Source organism: Austwickia sp. TVS 96-490-7B (genome assembly GCF_019331795.1).
In the GTDB taxonomy this organism is placed as follows: Bacteria; Actinomycetota; Actinomycetes; order Actinomycetales; family Dermatophilaceae; genus Austwickia.
Map to the genome: position 1 here is coordinate 171,316 of NZ_JAHPZL010000004.1, position 18,586 is coordinate 189,901.

The 18,586-nt window shown below is 64.3% G+C and carries 17 protein-coding genes; 11 read left to right on the plus strand and 6 right to left on the minus strand.

Translation table 11 applies throughout. The features are described 5' to 3' along the window. Positions 1 to 69: 69 nt before the first annotated feature. Positions 70 to 705, plus strand: coding sequence for a TetR family transcriptional regulator (locus KEM60_RS06650; protein WP_219106741.1), 636 nt, complete (start codon positions 70 to 72; stop codon positions 703 to 705). Between the two features lie 274 nt (positions 706 to 979). After that, a complete protein-coding gene (locus KEM60_RS06655; protein WP_255574337.1) occupies positions 980 to 3,751 on the plus strand; it encodes an FAD-binding and (Fe-S)-binding domain-containing protein in 2,772 nt (923 codons plus the stop codon). Positions 3,752 to 3,778: 27 nt separating this feature from the next. Here KEM60_RS06655 and KEM60_RS06660 read toward each other — a convergent pair whose 3' ends face one another. Both KEM60_RS06660 and KEM60_RS06665 read right to left on the minus strand, forming a co-directional pair. Further along, positions 3,779 to 4,774, minus strand: coding sequence for an ROK family protein (locus tag KEM60_RS06660; protein WP_219106742.1), 996 nt, complete (start codon positions 4,772 to 4,774; stop codon positions 3,779 to 3,781). Positions 4,775 to 4,849: 75 nt separating this feature from the next. After that, positions 4,850 to 6,079, minus strand: a complete 1,230-nt coding sequence (locus tag KEM60_RS06665) for a trans-acting enoyl reductase family protein (RefSeq protein ID WP_219106743.1) — start codon at positions 6,077 to 6,079, stop codon at positions 4,850 to 4,852. A gap of 214 nt (positions 6,080 to 6,293) precedes the next feature. Between KEM60_RS06665 and KEM60_RS06670 the strand changes: the two genes are divergently transcribed. Further along, positions 6,294 to 6,794 (plus strand): hypothetical protein, encoded by a 501-nt coding sequence (locus tag KEM60_RS06670; protein WP_219106744.1) that lies wholly within the window; start codon positions 6,294 to 6,296, stop codon positions 6,792 to 6,794. 85 nt (positions 6,795 to 6,879) lie between these two features. Here KEM60_RS06670 and KEM60_RS06675 read toward each other — a convergent pair whose 3' ends face one another. Continuing rightward, a complete protein-coding gene (locus KEM60_RS06675; RefSeq protein ID WP_219106745.1) occupies positions 6,880 to 7,047 on the minus strand; it encodes a hypothetical protein in 168 nt (55 codons plus the stop codon). A 303-nt stretch (positions 7,048 to 7,350) separates the two neighbouring features. Continuing rightward, positions 7,351 to 7,530 carry a hypothetical protein gene (locus KEM60_RS06680; protein ID WP_219106746.1) on the minus strand — a complete coding sequence of 60 codons (180 nt, stop codon included), beginning with the start codon at positions 7,528 to 7,530 and terminating at the stop codon, positions 7,351 to 7,353. 36 nt (positions 7,531 to 7,566) lie between these two features. Between KEM60_RS06680 and KEM60_RS06685 the strand changes: the two genes are divergently transcribed. The 5 genes from KEM60_RS06685 to KEM60_RS06705 all read left to right on the plus strand — a co-directional run bounded on the left by KEM60_RS06685 (position 7,567) and on the right by KEM60_RS06705 (position 13,856). Continuing rightward, positions 7,567 to 8,814, plus strand: coding sequence for a TerC family protein (locus KEM60_RS06685; RefSeq protein ID WP_219106747.1), 1,248 nt, complete (start codon positions 7,567 to 7,569; stop codon positions 8,812 to 8,814). Then, positions 8,811 to 9,494 carry a hypothetical protein gene (locus KEM60_RS06690; RefSeq protein WP_219106748.1) on the plus strand — a complete coding sequence of 228 codons (684 nt, stop codon included), beginning with the start codon at positions 8,811 to 8,813 and terminating at the stop codon, positions 9,492 to 9,494. The genes KEM60_RS06685 and KEM60_RS06690 overlap by 4 nt, the downstream gene beginning before the upstream one ends. 119 nt (positions 9,495 to 9,613) lie before the next feature. Continuing rightward, positions 9,614 to 11,119: a serine hydrolase gene (locus KEM60_RS06695; RefSeq protein ID WP_219106749.1), complete on the plus strand. Its 1,506-nt coding sequence runs from the start codon at positions 9,614 to 9,616 to the stop codon at positions 11,117 to 11,119. A 152-nt stretch (positions 11,120 to 11,271) separates the two neighbouring features. Continuing rightward, positions 11,272 to 12,039 (plus strand): serine hydrolase, encoded by a 768-nt coding sequence (locus KEM60_RS06700; RefSeq protein ID WP_255574369.1) that lies wholly within the window; start codon positions 11,272 to 11,274, stop codon positions 12,037 to 12,039. 326 nt (positions 12,040 to 12,365) lie between these two features. Continuing rightward, entirely contained in the window at positions 12,366 to 13,856 is a 1,491-nt protein-coding gene (locus KEM60_RS06705) for a serine hydrolase domain-containing protein (protein WP_219106750.1), read from the plus strand. A 118-nt stretch (positions 13,857 to 13,974) separates the two neighbouring features. Here KEM60_RS06705 and KEM60_RS06710 read toward each other — a convergent pair whose 3' ends face one another. Next, positions 13,975 to 14,781, minus strand: coding sequence for a class II glutamine amidotransferase (locus tag KEM60_RS06710; RefSeq protein ID WP_219106751.1), 807 nt, complete (start codon positions 14,779 to 14,781; stop codon positions 13,975 to 13,977). Positions 14,782 to 15,010: 229 nt separating this feature from the next. On the opposite strand from KEM60_RS06710, the gene KEM60_RS06715 reads away from it, so the two are divergent. Both KEM60_RS06715 and KEM60_RS06720 read left to right on the plus strand, forming a co-directional pair. Further along, the gene (locus tag KEM60_RS06715; RefSeq protein ID WP_255574338.1) at positions 15,011 to 15,619 is read left to right on the plus strand and encodes a TetR/AcrR family transcriptional regulator C-terminal domain-containing protein; all 609 of its coding nucleotides are present in this window, start codon (positions 15,011 to 15,013) and stop codon (positions 15,617 to 15,619) included. 30 nt (positions 15,620 to 15,649) lie between these two features. After that, entirely contained in the window at positions 15,650 to 16,666 is a 1,017-nt protein-coding gene (locus KEM60_RS06720) for a pirin family protein (protein ID WP_219106752.1), read from the plus strand. Between the two features lie 66 nt (positions 16,667 to 16,732). On the opposite strand, the gene KEM60_RS06725 is transcribed toward KEM60_RS06720, so the two are convergent. Beyond that, a complete protein-coding gene (locus tag KEM60_RS06725) occupies positions 16,733 to 17,392 on the minus strand; it encodes a lactonase family protein (RefSeq protein ID WP_219106753.1) in 660 nt (219 codons plus the stop codon). Between the two features lie 342 nt (positions 17,393 to 17,734). Here KEM60_RS06725 and KEM60_RS06730 point away from each other — a divergent pair, with 342 nt between their 5' ends. Continuing rightward, a complete protein-coding gene (locus KEM60_RS06730) occupies positions 17,735 to 18,580 on the plus strand; it encodes a hydroxymethylpyrimidine/phosphomethylpyrimidine kinase (RefSeq protein WP_219106754.1) in 846 nt (281 codons plus the stop codon). The last annotated feature ends 6 nt before the right edge of the window (positions 18,581 to 18,586 follow it).

Genomic DNA, 18,586 nt, shown 5'->3' on the forward strand with positions numbered 1-18,586 from the left:
ATGGTCCGCTGAGGGAGGAGTCGCACCCCGGGATATCCCTCCCCACACAGACCGGTCTATGGTGCGGACGTGACCATTGGTCCACGGACCCGCCGCGGCCCCCGACATGCCGACGCCGAGAGCACCCGAGCCGCTATCCTGCGTGCCGCCCGGAGCTCCTTCAGCCACCACGGCTACGCCGGAACCTCCCTGCGAGCGATCGCCCGTGATGTTGGCGTCGACGCTTCTCTCCTCTCCTACTACTTTGGCTCCAAAGAAAACCTGTTCAACCAGGCCATGGAGCTGCCGCCCAGCCCACGTGACGTCGTGGCCGACGCGCTCACCCACCCCCCACATGCCCTGGGAGAAGCGCTCACCCGCGGACTGCTGCGCGCCTGGGCCGAGGAAGATCACCGGGTCGCCGCTCAGGGCGTCCTGCAATCCCTCTCGACCCGTGACGACTTCGCCCACCATGTGCTCGACTACGCCATGCAACATGTGGTCGGTCCGCTCGCCGCAGCATTGGGAACTCCTGACGCGCTGGTACGCGCCAGTCTCGCCGTGACTCAACTCACCGGATTGGCAATCGCTCGCCATGCCATTCCGGTGCCCTCGGTGTCCTCCCTGGATGAAGACACCCTGGTCGCCGCGGTGGCGCCGGTCGTCCAGCATTACCTCACCGGGGATCTCACCTGCCATCCCATCGGTGAATGCTCCACTCGGTGATCCAGCTGGTGGGATCACCCGTGGGTTCCCCGTGAGGTGATCCGAGGGGCGGAGGGTGGCGCCGTCGGTGTTCCGTCGGACGCACAATAACGACAGCGACTCCTCGCAGATCCTGCGTCACCGCAGGTCAGCTGTGACAGTTGGGGTCATAGCCGAGGCTATGTACGTCCGACGGGACGGTGCGGGGTCTCACCTGGGCAGCACACTGGCATGTCAGGAGGCAGCTTTGAACACCCACCCGCCGCAGGACCAGACTGGACTGCTCCGTGCTGACATGACCACCCGTGCTGCCTACACCAGCGATGCCGGGCTCTACCGTCGCTTACCCGCTGCGGTCCTCGAACCCCGGGATGTCGCTGGGATCCGCGCCGGTCTGGAGCTGGCCCGGGAGCGGGGCTGGCCCGTGGTGGGCCGTGGCGGTGGCACCTCCGTTGCTGGCAATGCCGTGTCGACCGGCTTGGTGATCGACCTGTCTCGACATGTCGACCAGATCCTGGCGATCGAAGTGGCAACTCGCACCGCGCGAGTCGAACCGGGAGTGGTGTGTGATGCCTTGCGGAATGCTGCCACGCCACACGGATTGACATATGGACCTGACCCGTCAACGCATTCCCGAGCGACGATCGGGGGGATGGTGGCCAACAACGCGTGCGGTTCGCATTCGGTGGCCTGGGGGACCTCCGCGGCGAATCTGCGTCAGGTACGGATGATGCTGGCCGATGCCCGGGTGATCGACGCCGGTCAAGGGTGGTGTTCAGATCCGGTCATTGAGGCAGCGCTGCGGGACCTTGTTGCTCAGAACGAGGAGCTGATCCGTGCCGAGTTGGGACGTTTTCCCCGGCAGGTGTCCGGGTATGGCCTGCATTATCTGCTGCCCGAGCATGGATTCGATGTGGCGAAGGCGTTGGCGGGCAGCGAGGGCACGCTGGGGATTTTCACCGAGTTGACGGTGGCTTTGGTGGAGCCCCCTGCGGCGACGGCACTGCTGGTGTTGGGTTTCGATGACGTATTTGCTGCTGCTGGCGTCGCGGCCGGGTTACGTCGTCCAGGGGTGTTGACCATTGAGGGCATGGGTGCGGACCTGGTGGCGGCGTTGCGGACTCGCCCCGGACGGGAACAGGCTGGTAGAGAGTTACCCCCAGGTGGGGCGTGGTTGTACTGCGACGTCGCGGGAGCCACGGTGGTGGAGGCGGCTGCGGCCGCGCAGGAGGTGGCGGATTCGGCGGGGGCACGGCATCGGCGCATCGTGACTGATGATGCCCAGCGGCGCGCGCTGTGGCGGATCCGAGAGGAAGCGGCGGGGATCGCGACGCGTCGGGCTGACGGTGGCGAAGCGTGGCCTGGCTGGGAGGACTCTGCTGTGCCGGCAGAGCACCTGGCCGATTACTTGCGGGAGTTATACGCGTTGATGGCGTCCCGTGGGCTGCGGGGCATCCCGTTTGGGCATTTCGGGGAGGGCTGTGTGCATGTGCGCATCGATTTCCCGTTAGGGACCTCGCAGGGTGTCAGCGATTATCGGGAGTTCATCACTGCCGCTGCCGAGTTGGTCAGCAAGTATGGCGGTTCAGTGTCCGGGGAGCACGGTGATGGGCGAGCCCGCAGCGAGATGCTTGCCGTGATGTATTCGCCCCGAATGTTGGAGTTGTTTCGCCAGTTCAAGGCCATTTTCGATCCGGAGGGACTGTTCAATCCAGGAGTCTTGGTCGACCCTGAACCCCTCGACGACGGTCTACGTCCCGGGCCAGGCCTGACTCGCCATGACCGCGATATCGTCCACGCCCTGTCCAGGGATGGGGGGAGCTACGCCCGTGCGGTGACCCGCTGCGTCGGGGTGGGCTTGTGTCGGGACTCCTCTGGGGCGATGTGTCCGTCGTACCAGGCCACCAAAGATGAGGTGGCATCCACTCGGGGGCGGGCCAGAGTGTTAGCGGAGATGATTCGCGGCGAACACCTTGACGGGTGGCGCAGCGACGAGGCGCGCCAGGCTCTTGACCTGTGCCTATCGTGCAAGGCATGCGCCAGTGAGTGCCCGGTCAACGTGGATATGGCGACATACAAGTCAGAGTTTCTGCATCACCATTACGCGGGGCGGCGCCGACCGATGGCGCACTACTCGATGGGGTGGTTGCCGGTGGCTAGTGCGGCAGTGTCGGCGGTGCCAGGCCTGGGGTCGGCGCTCAACCGGGCGGTGCGGGTGCGCTGGGTCGAACGGGGCGTGATGCGACTGGCAGGGGTGGAGACCCGCCGCCGGATGATCGCGTTTGCGCCGGTGTCGTTCGTGCGATGGTGGCGGGGCCGTCAGCGTGATCAAAGCACGCCAGGGGAAGCGGTACGGCGCCAGGTGGTGTTGTGGCCGGACACTTTCAGCAACCATCACCGTCCATCCGTGGCGATCGCCGCGACGGAGGTGTTGGAAGCGTGCGGGTATGACGTGATCGTCCCGACCACGCCAGTGTGTTGCGGTCTGACATGGCATTCGACCGGACAGTTGACGATGGCGCGGCGGGCACTGACCCGCACCGTGGAGGTGCTGTCGCCGTACGTGCATGACGGCCTGCCGGTGGTTGTTTTGGAACCCAGCTGCGCGGCAATGCTCGCCGACGCTCCTGAGGTGGTGCCGCACGATCCGCGGGTGCGCGCGGTGGCAGAGGCAGTCACGTCCTTCGCGGAGCTGTTGGCCTCTCATGACGGGCCGTGGCCGTTCGGGACCTTAGATGTGTCGGCGGTCGCGCAGGTCCATTGTCACCAGCGAGCCACCCGCGGCTATGACGCGGATCGGGCGGTGCTGCAGCGTTTGGGTGTGGACCTGTCTGAAGTAGACGCTGGGTGTTGCGGATTGGCGGGCAACTGGGGTTTTGAGCCGGGACATTTTGAGGTCAGCCAGGCCTGCGCCGAGCGGGACCTCTTTCCCAAAATTCGGGAGCACGGCGGCGCGGACGCTGTCGTCACCGCGGATGGGTTCAGTTGTCGCACCCAGATCGAGCAGGGCACCGGGGCGCACGGACGTCACCTCGCTGAGCTGGCACGGATGGCGTTACGTCGATGAGCAAAAAGCACTGGCTGTCAGGTCAGGTCACCGCGTAGGTCGATGGACTGGTCCAGCTGCGGTGAGTGGACCGGTGGAGATGTCCCACGCCATCCGAGCTGCACCGACCAGTGCAGCGTCATGTCCGAGGGTTGCTCGACGAACGGGGAGTTCCCACAGTTCGGGGATGAGAGTGGCTCGGAAAGCGCTTTCCATCGGGGTCCACCATGTCGCGCCAGCTTCCGGGATGGGGCCGCCCACGACGACGATCTCGCAGTCCAATGCGTTGGCCAGGTCACCGGCGGCGACCCCTAACGCGGCGGCGCAGTGGGAGACGACTGCGGTGGCCTGCGGATCGCCGCGTTCGGCGGCGAAGATGACAGCTTGCCCAGTGGGGAGCCGGTGTCCGCTGCGCCGTTCGTATTCGTCGCGGATCCCCGGCCCGGAAGCGATGGCCTCAACATGGTTGGGTTTGCCGCAGGAACAGGTCAGTCCCAGAGCACCTGGAGAGGCAAGATGACCAATTTGACCTGCGACATTATGCGCCCCATACCAGGGGCGACCCTGAGTGAGGACCGAACCGTAGACGCCGGAGCCGACACCGACAAAGATCGCGGTCTGTGCTCCGGCAGCTGCTCCTCGCCACGCCTCCCCCAAGGCGTAGGTGTGGACGTCGTTGCTGGCAGACACCGGGAGTCGAGTGTGCCGAGAGACCACATCGGCAAGATCGGTGCCGGCGTATCCGCTGTAGTGGGTGGGTGCGGACAAGACCCGACCACTCGGGGAGATCACCCCCTCACTGCCGATGCCAATACCGATGGGAAAGCGCCCGGCCGGTGCCTGGATCCGGGCGCGTTCGATGAGGTGGATGGTCTCAGTGAGGATGCCTTCTCCACCACGACGAGTCGGAGTGGGAGATTGCTGGACGGCTCCGCGGGCACGTTCGGCGACGAGTTCCCCGGAGCGGTCCACCAGCGCCACCGAGATGGAGATGCCGTCGATGTGGACCGCGATGACGAGTTCTCGTTTGCCTCCGACTGTCATGACTTCAGGTTCGACCGGACGGCACGGCGTTGTAGCGGATAATCCCGCTGGTCTCGTCCAGGGGCGTTGCCGGGGTCAGCTGCGGCGAGTGTCGACGTGAAAACCCTGGGCCCGCAACCGGTCAGCCAGGACTGCGCCGATTCCTGTGGCTGGGGTCAGCACTCCAGCACGCTCAGGGAGCGCGTCCTGGTTCAGGACCAGGGCCAGCGCAGATTCGCCGAGCATGACGGCAGTGCCGCCGTACCCGGGGTCACGCAACGCCCCGACGCGAGTGATCCAGTGTGCACCACGCTCAGTGTCCGCGTGGACTTCCAGGAGGAACCGCCCGGAGGCCATCCGCCGCGGGGAGGGTCCTTCGCCAGGTTGGGGCAGCACTCGCGACAGGATGGATCGGCCGGTGGGAGTGCCAAATCCAGCAGTCAAGGCTTCTTGCCCCACAGCGAAAGCAGCGGCTTTAACCGGTGCCAACAGGGACTTCTCAAGGTAGAGACCCTCTTGATAGCGCAGGCCCCGGCCGTAGGACCAGTCGGTGAGGGCGTTGCTTCGGCGCACCACTTGCCCGTTGTACGGCGAAAGCAGGTAGGGCGCTTCCCACCCGGGAAGGTCCCGGCTGCGTCCCACCCCGGAGTGGCTGTGGCTGGGGTCGTACGCCGGTTCGGCAGCCCGGTCAGGGCTCAATGCGTAAGGGTCGTCGCCGAGCCTGGCTTGGGCAGGGTCGCTACGGCGGATCCGGATGTCATGTTCGAGAGAAGCCAACGTGCCCCCAGAGGCACCGCCGCGCACGTGACGCCAATACCCCTGAGTGACGGAGAGGTCACCGTCACCAGCCTCGCGGGCAGCGAGTGCGGTCAGGAGCACGGCCAGGTCGGAGGGCAGGGCATCCGCGCCACAGCTGTGAATGATGCGGGCGCCGCTGTCATGGGCGGCAGCGTCGTACCGGTCGATGCTGTCCCGCACGAAGAAGACTTCTCCAGTGAGGTCGACGTAATGGGTGCCTGCGGCAGCGCAAGCAGCGACCAGGGGCAGGCCATGTTCGGCGTAGGGCCCGACGGTGGTGACGACCACGGTGGCGCGGCGGGCCATCTCGTCGAGGGTGTCGTGCCGGGTGGAGTCGACCTCTAAGAGCGGCCAGTCTTGGGCGGTGTCGCCGAGTTCGCGTCGTACGGCGGTGAGTTTGTCCCGGGAGCGTCCGGCGAGTGCGACGGTGATGGTGCGGGGGGCATGCGCGGCGAGATGGCGGGCGGTGAGCCGGCCGACGAATCCGGTGGCGCCGAACAGGACGATGTCGATCTCTCGCGTGCTCATAGCCTGGACCTTACCGATCGGGGCAGACGAGACGGGTCGGGGAGTCGAAGTTTCGGTGGTCGGGGAGTCGCTGTCCACCGGACACGCCGAAGGTCCTTGCAAAAGTGATGCGGGAGAAGCCTTCAGCCGGGATGGTCGCCGCCGATGGGGTAGCCGACAACGCCGGAAGGTGACGGCGTGACCTATTCGTTGCGGAATCTGACGAGGGAGTCCCATGGACGTCACGACGACCACCCGGCCGCCCCGGCACGCCCACCTGGCTGATCTTCCTGCGTTGGCGGAACGGGACATGTTGACGTTGTATGCGGCTCACCTGGACGTGCCGCCGCTGGCGCCGAAAGCGGTCCGGGTGGAGGGTGGCCAGTGCTTGCAGATCGATGGGGTGTCGCTGGATGAGGATTTGTTTGTCATCCCGATCTCGCATCAGGGGATGATGCCGGATGACGCGAATGCGCATCTGGCTCGGGATGTCTTTTCGCTGTCGTTGGTGACGTCGTCACGCCCAGGTGCTCGGGCGGTGTTGTTGTTTGCGTCGTCGGCGGCGTTGGAGTCAGCGCGCGGCATGATTGGCGGCCTGGGCCGGGACAGCGGGATCACTTTGGATCTGGTGGATCTGGGTCAGGAGTGGACGGAGCGACTGGTGGAGGCGCACCGACCGGCGGGGCGGCATCGCGCGGTCACCGAGGAGGCCCAGACACGCCGTCGTCCAGTCTGATCGGGTGCGGGGAACCCTGTCCACGCGTGCTGAGGCACAGCTGTTGACCGCGTGGCCTCACTGATGACGATGCGCTGACGGGAACTCAGTGACGCTCGTCGCGGGGGGTGGTGGGCCACCGACGACCGCCTCGACCGGACAAGCTACTGATGATCCGGGAGGTGTCGAGCCCTTGCAATTCGACGTGGTGCAGTTGACGGCGAGTCGTGCGGGTGACTTGGGCGCCACGCATACCGACAGGGTTGGCACTCATAATCGAGCCTCCATGTTCTTCACCGCTCGGCAGCATCCATGCCACCGGCCGGCCCTCACCGGCCGGATTAACTTTACCCAGTCTTTGAAGTTAATGCCAGCTTTTTTTCAGCTTAAACTGTCGATAGATGAACTGTTAAGCACGATGGCAGGCGAGATTAGCCATCACCTGCAAGCACAGCGGGACTGTTTGCAAAGACCTGGTGAAGTCTACTCGAGGCATCATCATGAAGCGACCCGCGAGATCGACCGGACAAGCCCCCTCACCAGCGGTTGTGGAAACGTTCCACGAGGGTTTCGCGGCTCACTCTGAGCCTGCATGGTCGAGATCGTTGACGGCTCCATCCAGGCTGGTGAGCGTCACCCCATGCCGCCCCAGCATCATCGGCTCACCTCCCGCACCTCGCCGGGACCAGCCTTCTCGCCGCAGCATCATCGCCATCAGGGAACACCACCAGCTCACCGTTCGTTGAAGCAGGTTCATGACCCTCCCCACTCACCCATAGGAAGGGCCTTATCGATGAGCGTCCCACTGACTGCATGGATCGCCGCCTTAGCATTGATCGTCGGGCTACTGGTTTACGACTTCTTCTTCCACGTCCGGAAGGCACATACTCCGACACTGCGCGAAGCTGCAGTCTGGTCTGCCGCCTATGTCGGCATTGCCCTTCTTTTCGGGATCGCGGTACTGATCCTCGGCGGCCAGGAAATGGGCGCCGAATACTTTGCCGGGTATATCACCGAAAAAGCACTTTCGGTGGATAACCTATTTGTCTTCCTCATCATCATGACCAGCTTCCGCGTCCCCAGCGCCGACCAGCAGAAGGTCCTCCTGTTCGGGATTGTCTTCTCACTGTTCGCCCGCACCGCGTTCATCTTCGTGGGGGCAGCGCTGATCAACTCGTTCGCCTGGATGTTCTACATCTTCGGTCTCATCTTGCTCTTCACCGCAGGTCACATGATCGTCGGTCATGACGACGGCGACGATGGGGCGGACAACGTCATCATCCGAGCGGCTCGCCGCTTCTTGCGCACCACCGAGCAGTACGACGGAGACCGGCTCTACACGGTCGTCGACGGCAAACGCATGCTCACTCCGATGCTGCTGGTGATGATCGCGATCGGCGGCACCGACATCCTCTTCGCCCTGGACTCGATCCCCGCGATCTTCGGGCTGACCCAGTCGACGTTCATCGTGTTCACGGCCACCGCGTTCTCGCTGATGGGGTTGCGCCAGCTGTACTTCCTGCTCGACGGCCTGCTCGACCGGTTGATCTACCTGAAGTGGGGTCTTTCGGCGATCCTGGCGTTCATTGGCGTGAAGTTGGTGCTGCACGCCTTGCACGAAAACACAGTCCCCATCATTAACGACGGGCACCCGGTGACGGTGGTCGAAGTTTCCACGCAGGTGTCGTTGACAGTCATCGTCGGAGTGCTGGCACTGACCGTGGTGGCCTCTCTGCTGAGTCCCAAGGGCAAGGCGCTCACCGTGATCAACAACACCCGCCGCCATGTCGATCAGTACCTTGACTTGACGTTCGAGTCCGATCCGGCACTGCGGGAGCGCAACTACCTGCGACTTCTCACCGAAGAAGCCGCCATGAAGAGCATCGCTCCTCGTTTCCGGCACCTGATCCGCCAAGAGCCACTCCTGCTCGATAGGCTGGCCGAAGCACACCAGACGCACGACGCCTATCTGGAACATCGCCCGGATCTTGCCGAGGGGATGAGGCAACGCGTCGACACTCACCGGGAGCAGCTTCCGTGATTTACGCCGCCGCACGCCGCCGCGCCGCTGTGATCAGCGCCACGGCGGCGTGTCTGGCACTGAGTGCCTGTGGCGAGGCGGGTCCACTCACTCAGGATCAGGTGGAGAAGGCGTTGCTGACCGAGGCCACCATCCCGGTGAAGGGCTGGACCGCAGGGGCACCTAATCATGTCGCCCCTGAGAAAGACGTCTCAGGCATCGGTGCGCTACTCGGGGACAATTCCGGCGTCAATCAGGCGTGCCAGGGGGCGTTGACCGCGTTTAGCGGCGGGCTACCGACGCCGCAAGGCTTCGGGACGGTTTCGTTCACCCACGCTGGAGACGGCCCGCTGGGACCCCATGAACTCGTGGTGACTGTGCGCTCGTTCGCCGATGAAACTCCAGAGATACCCAGTGGCCGTCAAGCGGTTCAGGACTGCCCGTCGTTCACGATCGATAAAGCTGGACAGCAGCTCGCGGTCACGATGGAGTCACCCGGCTATGACATCCCCGACTCTCAAGCCCTGGGCCTTGACTTGACCAGTGGTGATCAGCATGCCCGCTTGGATTTGCTTCGGGTACGCCGAGGTAGCTCCCTCGTCACCGCCAGCCTCACCGGTCCCAATGGTAAGACCAATCACGATATCCTCGACGCGGTGATCAAGGCACAGCTCGATCAAATCAAGCGCGTGTCAGACTGATCCGCCCCAGGTGGCCCCGCCCAGATCTGATCCCCACCACCTGGATGTCCCCCATGGCGGCTGGGTCGTGAGTTCCGCCTGCCGTCGCCCACCCGCGACGCCTGACACCAGGACGACGCATGACATCCAGATTCCGACGTACCACCACCATCGCCACCGCAGCCAGCCTGCTGACCCTCGCGATGGCCAGCACCGCCCAGGCCGCCGACCCCACCCCTGGGGCATCCGGCACCACCCCTGCTACCGCCAGCGCGTCACCCAGCCAGACCGCAACGCCACGTCAGCCAGCATCCAAGAGCCCTGTTGCTGGAACCTTCCAGAAAACCCTTGACACCATGGTCGCTCCGGCTGCCAAGGGCGGGGCACCAGGCGAGCTCGGGGCGTACGTCGCCGCGATGGGCCATTTTGAGAGCCCCAAGGGTTCTTGGTCTGGGACCGCTGGGGTCGCCAACCTCTCCACCAAACGCCAACCGGCCCTGACCGACCAATTCCGCGGCGCCAGCAACCTCAAACCCATGGTCGCGGTCTTGGCCCTGCAAGAGGTCGAAGCCGGCCGATGGAAGCTGGACACCACCGTCGAATCAGTCCTCCCCGGGCTACTCCCCGGCGACTACGGCAAAGTCACCCTCAAACAACTCCTCAGCCACACCAGCGGCATCCCCGAATACATGGCGGGCTACATCCCCAACGCCACTGATAGCAAGACCATCCTGATGGTCGCCAGCAAAAAATATCAGCCTGAAGAACTCATCAAAGTTGCTCGTCAACTCCCCTGGGATACTAAACCAGGCGAGAAGCATGACTATAGCAACACCAACTACGTCGTCGCCGGGATGATGGTGGAAAAGATCACCGGCAAGAAGATCAGCACCCTTCTGAAGGAACGCATCTTCCCCACCAGCGGCGGCATGCGCAGCTCCTACTATTCAGAGAAGCCAGAAATTTCCGGCAACCATCTGACCGACTACGGCTTCTACCAGAAAAAACGAGTCGACTTCACCCCGGATCACCCCAGCTTCCTATCCCACGCTGGCGCTCTCGTGACCACGCTGGCAGACCTCGAATCCTTCTTCCACGCCCTGGCTACCGGCAAACTCCTCAAGCCTGAGACCGTTGACCTGATGACCCAGCCGATAGACGAGCCTGGATCCTACGGGATGGGTCTGATCCGGTTCACTGACCGGTGCGCTGGGAAGGATGGGAAAGAAGGAGTGATGATCGGACACAGCGGCGGCACCTTCGGTACGTCCTCCTTCGGCATGGTCTCCCGCGACGGAACCCGTCGGCTCAGCTTGGTCTTCACGGGGCGGCACCACCCCGAAGGCCCCGATACCTTCAAAAAGTTCATCTGGGATGCACAACGTGCCACCTGCACCGGCAAGGCTCTTCCCAACCCTGCGCCCGCTCCAGGCAAGCCCACTAAGCCAGCCAACCCCTCAGCCACACCGACAGCTCCTTCTGCGACAGCATCCAGCCCCTCGGCGACACCGTCGGCCACCCCGGGCAAGCCTCAACCCACCACCACTCCTAGTGGGACACCGAGTACGGCCCCCCAGTTGCGCTCCAAGGACCTTTCAGTCCTAGAGATTCCGGACAGCCTGGATAACGCTCGACGCTCCCGCTGATCGCACCGTCGAGTCCAACTTAGCGAAGGCGTTCCTGGTCTGCAGCACACAGGCCAGGAACGCCTCCTGCGATCACCGCACCCTTTCACACACCTTGATCGCCAGCCGCTGCGCTAGCGACGCCTGACACCAGGACGACGCATGACATCCAGATTCCGACGTACCACCACCATCGCCACCGCAGCCAGCCTGCTGACCCTCGCGATGGCCAGCACCGCCCAGGCCGCCGACCCCACCCCTGGGACTATTCAGAGAAGCCAGAAATTTCCGGCAACCATCTGACCGACTACGGCTTCTACCAGAAAAAACGAGTCGACTTCACCCCGGATCACCCCAGCTTCCTATCCCACGCTGGCGCCCTCGTGACCACGCTGGCAGACCTCGAATCCTTCTACCACGCCCTGGCTACCGGCAAACTCCTCAAACCTGAGACCGTCACCATGATGACCACGCCCGTCGATCAAAATGGCACCTACGGAATGGGGCTCATCCTTTTCAAGGATCGATGTGCTGGCGCTGATGGAGAGGAAGGAGTGATGATTGGACACAGCGGCGGCTCTTTTGGCACCGGATCCTTTGGCATGGTCTCCCGCGACGGAACCCGTCGCATCAGCATGGTCATGACTGGCCGACACAACCCGAACGATCTCACCACCTTCAAGAATTTCCTCTGGGAAGCACAACGCGCCACCTGCACCGGCACAACCCTGCCCAACCCTGGCGCCACGCCATCCAAGCCCACCGGCCCCTCTGTGAAGCCGACACCGACGGTGACACCGTCCACCCCACGTCGCTCGCAGCCCACCACGGGCATCCCCTCCCCCAGCGTCAAGCCAGACACCGCAGCTCAGCTGCGCTCCAAGGACCTTTCAGTTCTAGAGGTCCCGGACGCTCTCGACGAGAGCACACGAGCCCGCTGACCGGGACCGTGTGGCTGTGATCCCACCGGGGCGCTCCTGGCTGACCCAGAGCAGACCAGGGGTGCCCCTCCTAGGGCCACCCCCGCCTCAGACAACAACATGATCACTATCAGCCCCAGCTGACTCATTGGTAAGACCAATCACGATAGTCTCACGGTGGTGATCAGGGCGCAGGTCGGCACCACCGACTCTGCGGCCGTCTGACCCGCCCCAGGTGGTCCATACTCAGGCCCGATCCCACCCACCTGGATGTCCCCCGCGGCGTGGCAGGGCCGACCGTTCCGCCTGCCGTCGCCCACCGGCGACGCCCGACACCAGGACGATCTATGACATCGAGTTCACGACGTACCACTATCGCTGTCGCCGCCAGCCTGTTGACCCTCTCGTTGGCGGGTACCGCCAACGCTGCTACCCCCACCCCCGCGCCGCCCACGACCGGCACGCCCACCACGTCGGCGCCTGCCAAACCCACTTCGTCTGCCTCGTCCACCACGAAGCCCACCGCCGCCGGGCTGCCCGAGTCCACCCTGCGCAAAGCCCTCGACGATGCTGTCGCCGTCCCGCAGGGCGGCAAACCCGGCGATGGCGGCAATGCCATTGGCATCATGGTCGATGTCCGCAGCCCTAAGGGAAATTGGAGCGGCACTGCCGGCGTCTCCTCACTCCAAGACAAGCGCAAGGTGCAGATCACCGATCGCTTCCGCGCCGCGAGCAACACCAAGACCATGGTCGCCGTCCTGGCGATGCAGGAGGTCGAAGCGGGCCGATGGAAGCTGGACACCACGGTCGACAGCGTCCTGCCGGGACTGTTCCCCGAGTCGCACCGTAAGGTCACCCTCAAGCAGCTGCTCAACCACACCAGCGGCGCTCCGGATTATCTGCACACGATGATCCCCGACCTCTTCGACATCCCCGCCGTCCAGAAGAGCACCGCCACGGCCCGCAGCGATGAAGCCCTCATCAAGCTGGCCCGTGAGATGCCCTGGGATGACAAGCCGGGAGCCAAGCACGACTACAGCAACACTAATTACGTCGTCATCGGGATGATGTTGGAGAAGGTCACTGGCAAGAAGATGCCAGCCCTCCTTTCCGAGCGTATTTTCACCAAAGCTGGGATGACAGATAGTGTCTATGCGACCAGCGCTGGTATTAGTCAGGCCCATCTGACTGATTACGCCATCACAGATAAGGGGATTTTCGACTTCGATAAGCAGCACCCTTCGTACCTGAGCTCTTCTGGCGCGGTGGTCAGCACCATTAAAGACATGTCTGCTTTCTATGCGGCGTTGACCAGCGGAAAGTTTGTCAACCAGAAAACTCTCACGATGATGGCTGAGCCAGTCAGCGCCACAGAGCGCTATGGCCTGGGCATGATTGTTTTCGGTGACCTCTGCCGGGCCAAGGACGGCTCAAAGGGGATGATGATCGGTCACACCGGCGCATCATTGGGTACGTCATCTTTTGTGATGACCTCACTGGACGGGAGCCGTCAGATCACCCTGGCGCTGACCGGTCGCCAATACCAGAACCGCAAGCCCGGCGCTGAAATGTTCATCGCTCAGGCGCAGAAAGCCACCTGTTCCGGCCCCAGCGACGATCTGCCCAACATGAACCCTGCCCCGCCGAAGAGCACAGAGACCCCGAAACCCACCAGCAGCGCCAAGCCGACCAGCAGCGCCAAGCCGACCAGCAGCGCCAAGCCGCCAGCGGACAAGGCTCCGAGTGCCTCTGCGAAGCCGACGCCGCGCGCCGCGCTGCCCCAGCAGATGGAGATTCCGGTCCCTGACATCACCGAAGCTGACCGCGCGGCACGCTAACGCGATATCGCACCGCTTTGTCGTCCCCGCCACATCCGGCAGGGACGACAGAGCGGGTGGAGCCGACTGCCCGGGTGAGGCTGACCGGCCGAGCCGAGGTGAGCGCGCGCCCACCAGCTCAGGCGCCCACCCCCATCGACACCATCGCCAGCGGCTCGCACGAGACCGCCATGGTCCGCAGGTCGACTCGGGTGACGCTGTCGTGCGGAAGCTCTTTCCACCCCGCCGTGTCCAGTCCGGCTGAGGCCACGACCAATGATCCGTCCACGAGCCGACGCCACCGCATCGTGAAATAACGCTCGTCGTGGTGCAGCGGCAAGTCGTCGACCTGCCAGTGCGGGATCTGCGCTTCGCGGCTGCTGTTGACCACGACCATCTCGGTGGCCGACAAGGTCACTGAGTTCAGGCTGACCTGCGGGTACGCGGTACGAATTCGCCGTACGGCGAGCGCTGCTGCTTCGGTGAGCGGCAGTCCAGCAGCGACTCCCTCGCGGATCAACGCGAAGTAGAGTTCGGAATCGGTGGTGCCGGTCACTTTGGCTAATGCTGCTGGGCCGACCATGGCGCGTAGCACGGCGGTGGGGGCGATCGAGCCGTTGTGGGCGAAGGCCATGCCGTCGGCTCGGAACGGGTGGCTGTTGTCTTTCATCACCGCCATCTGGTCGGTGGCCATCCGCAGGTGAAAGATGCGCGATCGGGATCGGGGCCGATCCATCATCTGGGTGAGACGGTCGTCGTCGTATCCGGGGCGCACTGTCCGGCGGCGGCGAACAACGGGGCCACGCGAGCCGTCCTCGATCCAGGCTGTGCCCCATCCGTCGTCGTGGAGGCGGGCCATGAGTCGATAGGTCTGGCACTGCTCGGTCCCGATCAGCTCCTCGACCGCCACGGCGTGGGGTGCGGCGTAAGCGAGCAATCGGCACATGATGTTCTGCTCCTCTAGCACGGTGGGGGCGTGATGTCCACCGCTCCCATCGGCAGGCGTGCGGCACTCCCGACCGTGAACATCAGATTCCTGGGGTGAGGCTGTTGCGTAAGGCCCAGGATCAGCGGGAATACGGCGGAAGAGGGGTCTGTGCTCTCTCGCCTAGCATCGACGGTGTGTAGATCCGACGACATCAAGGTCGCCGAACGCGGAGAGACGGGATCGCGACGTGAACCGGCAGGACATCCTCGATCAGGCCCTGACCATCCTGGATCAGTATGGTTTTGCCGACCTGTCGATGCGTCGGTTAGCGACCGCGTTGGGCGTCCAACCCGGCGCGCTGTATTGGCATTTCGCCAATAAACAAACTCTGCTGTCTGCGGTGGCAGAAGTGATCTTGGCTGACGTGCCGACCGGGGGTATCTGCGATACGGGTTCGTGGCAGGACGGTGTCCGAGAGTGGGCGACCTCGTTGCACCATGCTTTGCTGGCTCATCGGGATGGGGCAGAACTCGTCGCTTCCGTTTTGGCGTTGCGCCCTGAGCATGTCGATCCTGCCCGGATCGCTACCGCGATTCTGCATCGGGCCGGGCTGCCGGCTCTGCAGGCCGAAGCAGCGGCCGCCGCGCTGGTGCATTACGTCGTAGGCCACGCGGTGGATGCCCAAAACCGTGCGCAGGCGAGGCTTCTCGGGGTGCAGGAGGCGGTGAGGGACGGCGGTGAGGACTGGGCGGGGGATTCTCGGTTCCGTTATGGGCTTGATCTGTTCATCGACGGTCTCGACCGCAGACTCACCGAGCGGACACCTCCCTGCAGCACCGTGTCGGCGCTACTGTGAGGTCACACCGACCGCTGGAGGCCCGTGCGCATGGAACCGATCAGGCTCATCGTGCCGCCTCGCCCCGCCGACAACCACCGCATCTTGCGGCCCCGGCACGCCGAGACGCCGGACGGACGGGCGACATCTGAGGGACACCGCAGTCTCCTGGGTCCGGTCATTCGACATACGCTCCCGGAGCGACGTCTGGCGGCGATCGGCGCTTGGTGTCTGGTGGAACATTTCGGTGACCCTGAGACTCGACCGGAACGGCTGGAGTCCCCGGCGTATCCCGAGGTGGGCCTTCAGTCGTTGGTGTGGCCGTTGGATGGGCTGATCCGGCGCCGGGACAGTGCTGGCACTGATGTCCTCATCCATCGGGGGCATGTTGCGTTGGGCACTGCTGGCCGGGGAGTCACCGTCACCGAAATGGGGGTGGACGACCCACGCGGTGGGCGTCACGCGCGCCGTTCGTTGCACGGAGTACGGCTGGCGGCGGCGCTGCCGAGCCGATTTCGGGACATGGATCCGGTTTTTCAGCAGGTCGACGAGCCGCCACGTGTGGCGACTCCGACGATGCAAGCCACCGTGTTGGTGGGCGCGTTGGCCGGTCCCCACGAGGATCGGATCTCACCGGCGGTCGTACATACCCCGCTGATGGCGGCGGACCTCACGTTGAGCACGGGGACCGAGCGGCTTGCTCTCGATCCGACGTACGAGCATGGCATTTTGCTGTTGGACGGGCAGGTGTCAGTCGGAGGGACTCCCCTGTCCCGGGGGGAATTGGGCTATGTCCCGATTGGTCGGGCCCGCCTGGACCTGGCGACCTTGACCGGTTGCCATCTGCTGATGATCGGGGGGACCCCGTTCACTGAGGAGTTCATCTTGTGGTGGAACCTACTCGCGGCCAGCCATGACGAAGTGGTCACGGCTCGCGCATCCTGGGAGCGCCAGGACGATCGTTTTGGCACGATCCCTGGTGGACCGCCTCGTGCGGGTGCGCCGCAGATGCCACCGGTGCGGTTGCGCCCTCGACGAGGGTCGGTCCGCCATGGCAGGCCGTCCTGAGCGACCTGGTCCCGGGCAAGCTGCGATCCGCGTCCTGACCGTGATGCCAGGACGCGGACCTCAGTGTCAGCGGCTCTGCAAGGCGTCCAGGGCGATCCCGACGGCGGCGGCGACGCGCCAGTCCAACGGGCGACCGTTGACCACGGGCGGCAGCGTCATCTCGTAGCGGTCCAGCAGCTTCGCCTGACGTTCGTGGGACAGCAGGTTGGTGCCGTCTTCAGTGACGAAGTCGAAATGGACCTGCCAGGGGATCATCTCGTTGAAGTCGTTGATCCCGGGGATGAAGTTGGTGACTCGACGCAAGGTGGCGACGGCCTGGTTGCGTTCGGTGCCGGTGGCGGCGTAGCCCGGACCTTCCAGGTGCCAGGTGGAGCTCTTCAGTGAGGCGGTGCCGTCCTTGCGGATCTTCGCGATCGGCTGGCCGTCAGCGTCCAGGATGTCGCTGGTGGTGGCGAAGGCATTGATCCCGCGGGAGTAGACGGACACCAGTTCGGTGGTGCGGGTCTCGTCGGTGTAGATGTGGATTTCGCCGCGTAGGGTCAGCACCTTCTCCTGGGCGAAGGCGATCACTTCGCCGGGTTCGCCGGATTCGTCTACGGCGTGCACCCAGTATTTGTTGACGACCGCGGTGATCTTCTGCTTGATGAACAACCGGGAATGGTCGGTGTCTAGCGGGGTGCGGCCCAGCTCGCCACCGTCATCGTATTGTCTTCTCTCCGACGTCATGGGGCACAGTATGGACGACCTAGATCAGCGTTTTCCGGGATAAAACGGCAGGCTGGCGACGCCAGTGGCACTCACCGGCGTTAATGGAGCGGACTCCGGAGCGGGATCGATCAGGGCCAGTGACCCGCGAGCGCCACCACAACAGAGCTGACAACCCGTGGACCAGCGGTTTTGACGGAATGACCGGAATCAGTCGGGATCGTCCGTGGCATCACCAGCGCGCATCACATCCAGCAAATCGTCATAGAACTCTCAGTGAATTCGTGGTCACCGTAGGGGACTGGTCCCGACACTTCGGACCCCACCCACCCCCGGCGCATCATCTCGGACCAGAATGGCCCCATGACCGACGCGCTGTGGCCCGCACCCCCGATCACCTTGACCATCGCTGGCTCCGAAGCGACCGGCGGCGCCGGGGCTCAGGCCGACCTGAAAACCTTCCACGCTCTCGGCACCTTCGGGATGGCGGCGCTGACCTGCATCGTCAGCGTCGATCCGGCTGCCAACTGGGGGCACCGATTCGTCCCGATCGACCCGCAGGTCATCGCTGATCAGCTGGAAGCACAACTGGCTTGTTACGACGTACACACCGTCAAGATCGGCATGCTCGGCACCCCCGCGACCATCGACACCGTCGCCCAGGTCCTCAGCTCACGCCCCTGGACCCATGTCGTCCTCGACCCAGTCCTGATCTGTAAGGGACAAGAGCCTGGCGCCGCGCTCGACACTGACCGGGCCCTCATGGACCAGATCCTGCCGCAGGCCACCTTTGTCACCCCGAACCAGTTCGAAGCGATGACGTTGTCGGGGATGACCTCAATCACCTGCGAGGCCGACCTGGTCGAGGCCGCCCGCCGAATCCACGAGCGTAGCGGCGCAGCCGTCCTCGTGAAGGGCGGAGTGCGCATCAGTGGCCCGGAGGCGGTGGATGTGTTCTACGACGGCGACATCCTGGAGGTGCTTCGCGTCGACAAGATCGGTGAGCACGCAGTCAGCGGCGCCGGATGCACCTTGGCCGCTGCAGTGACCGCCGAACTCGCCAAAGGCGCGTCCCCCGTCCATGCCGCCCGTACGGCGAAGGCTTTTGTCACCCGAGGCATCCAGGCCCGGATCAGCGGCAATGCCCCCTTCGATGCACTGTGGCAAGGTTCACCGTCATCCCAGAGGTCAGCGCCGTCACAGGGATAAACCCCA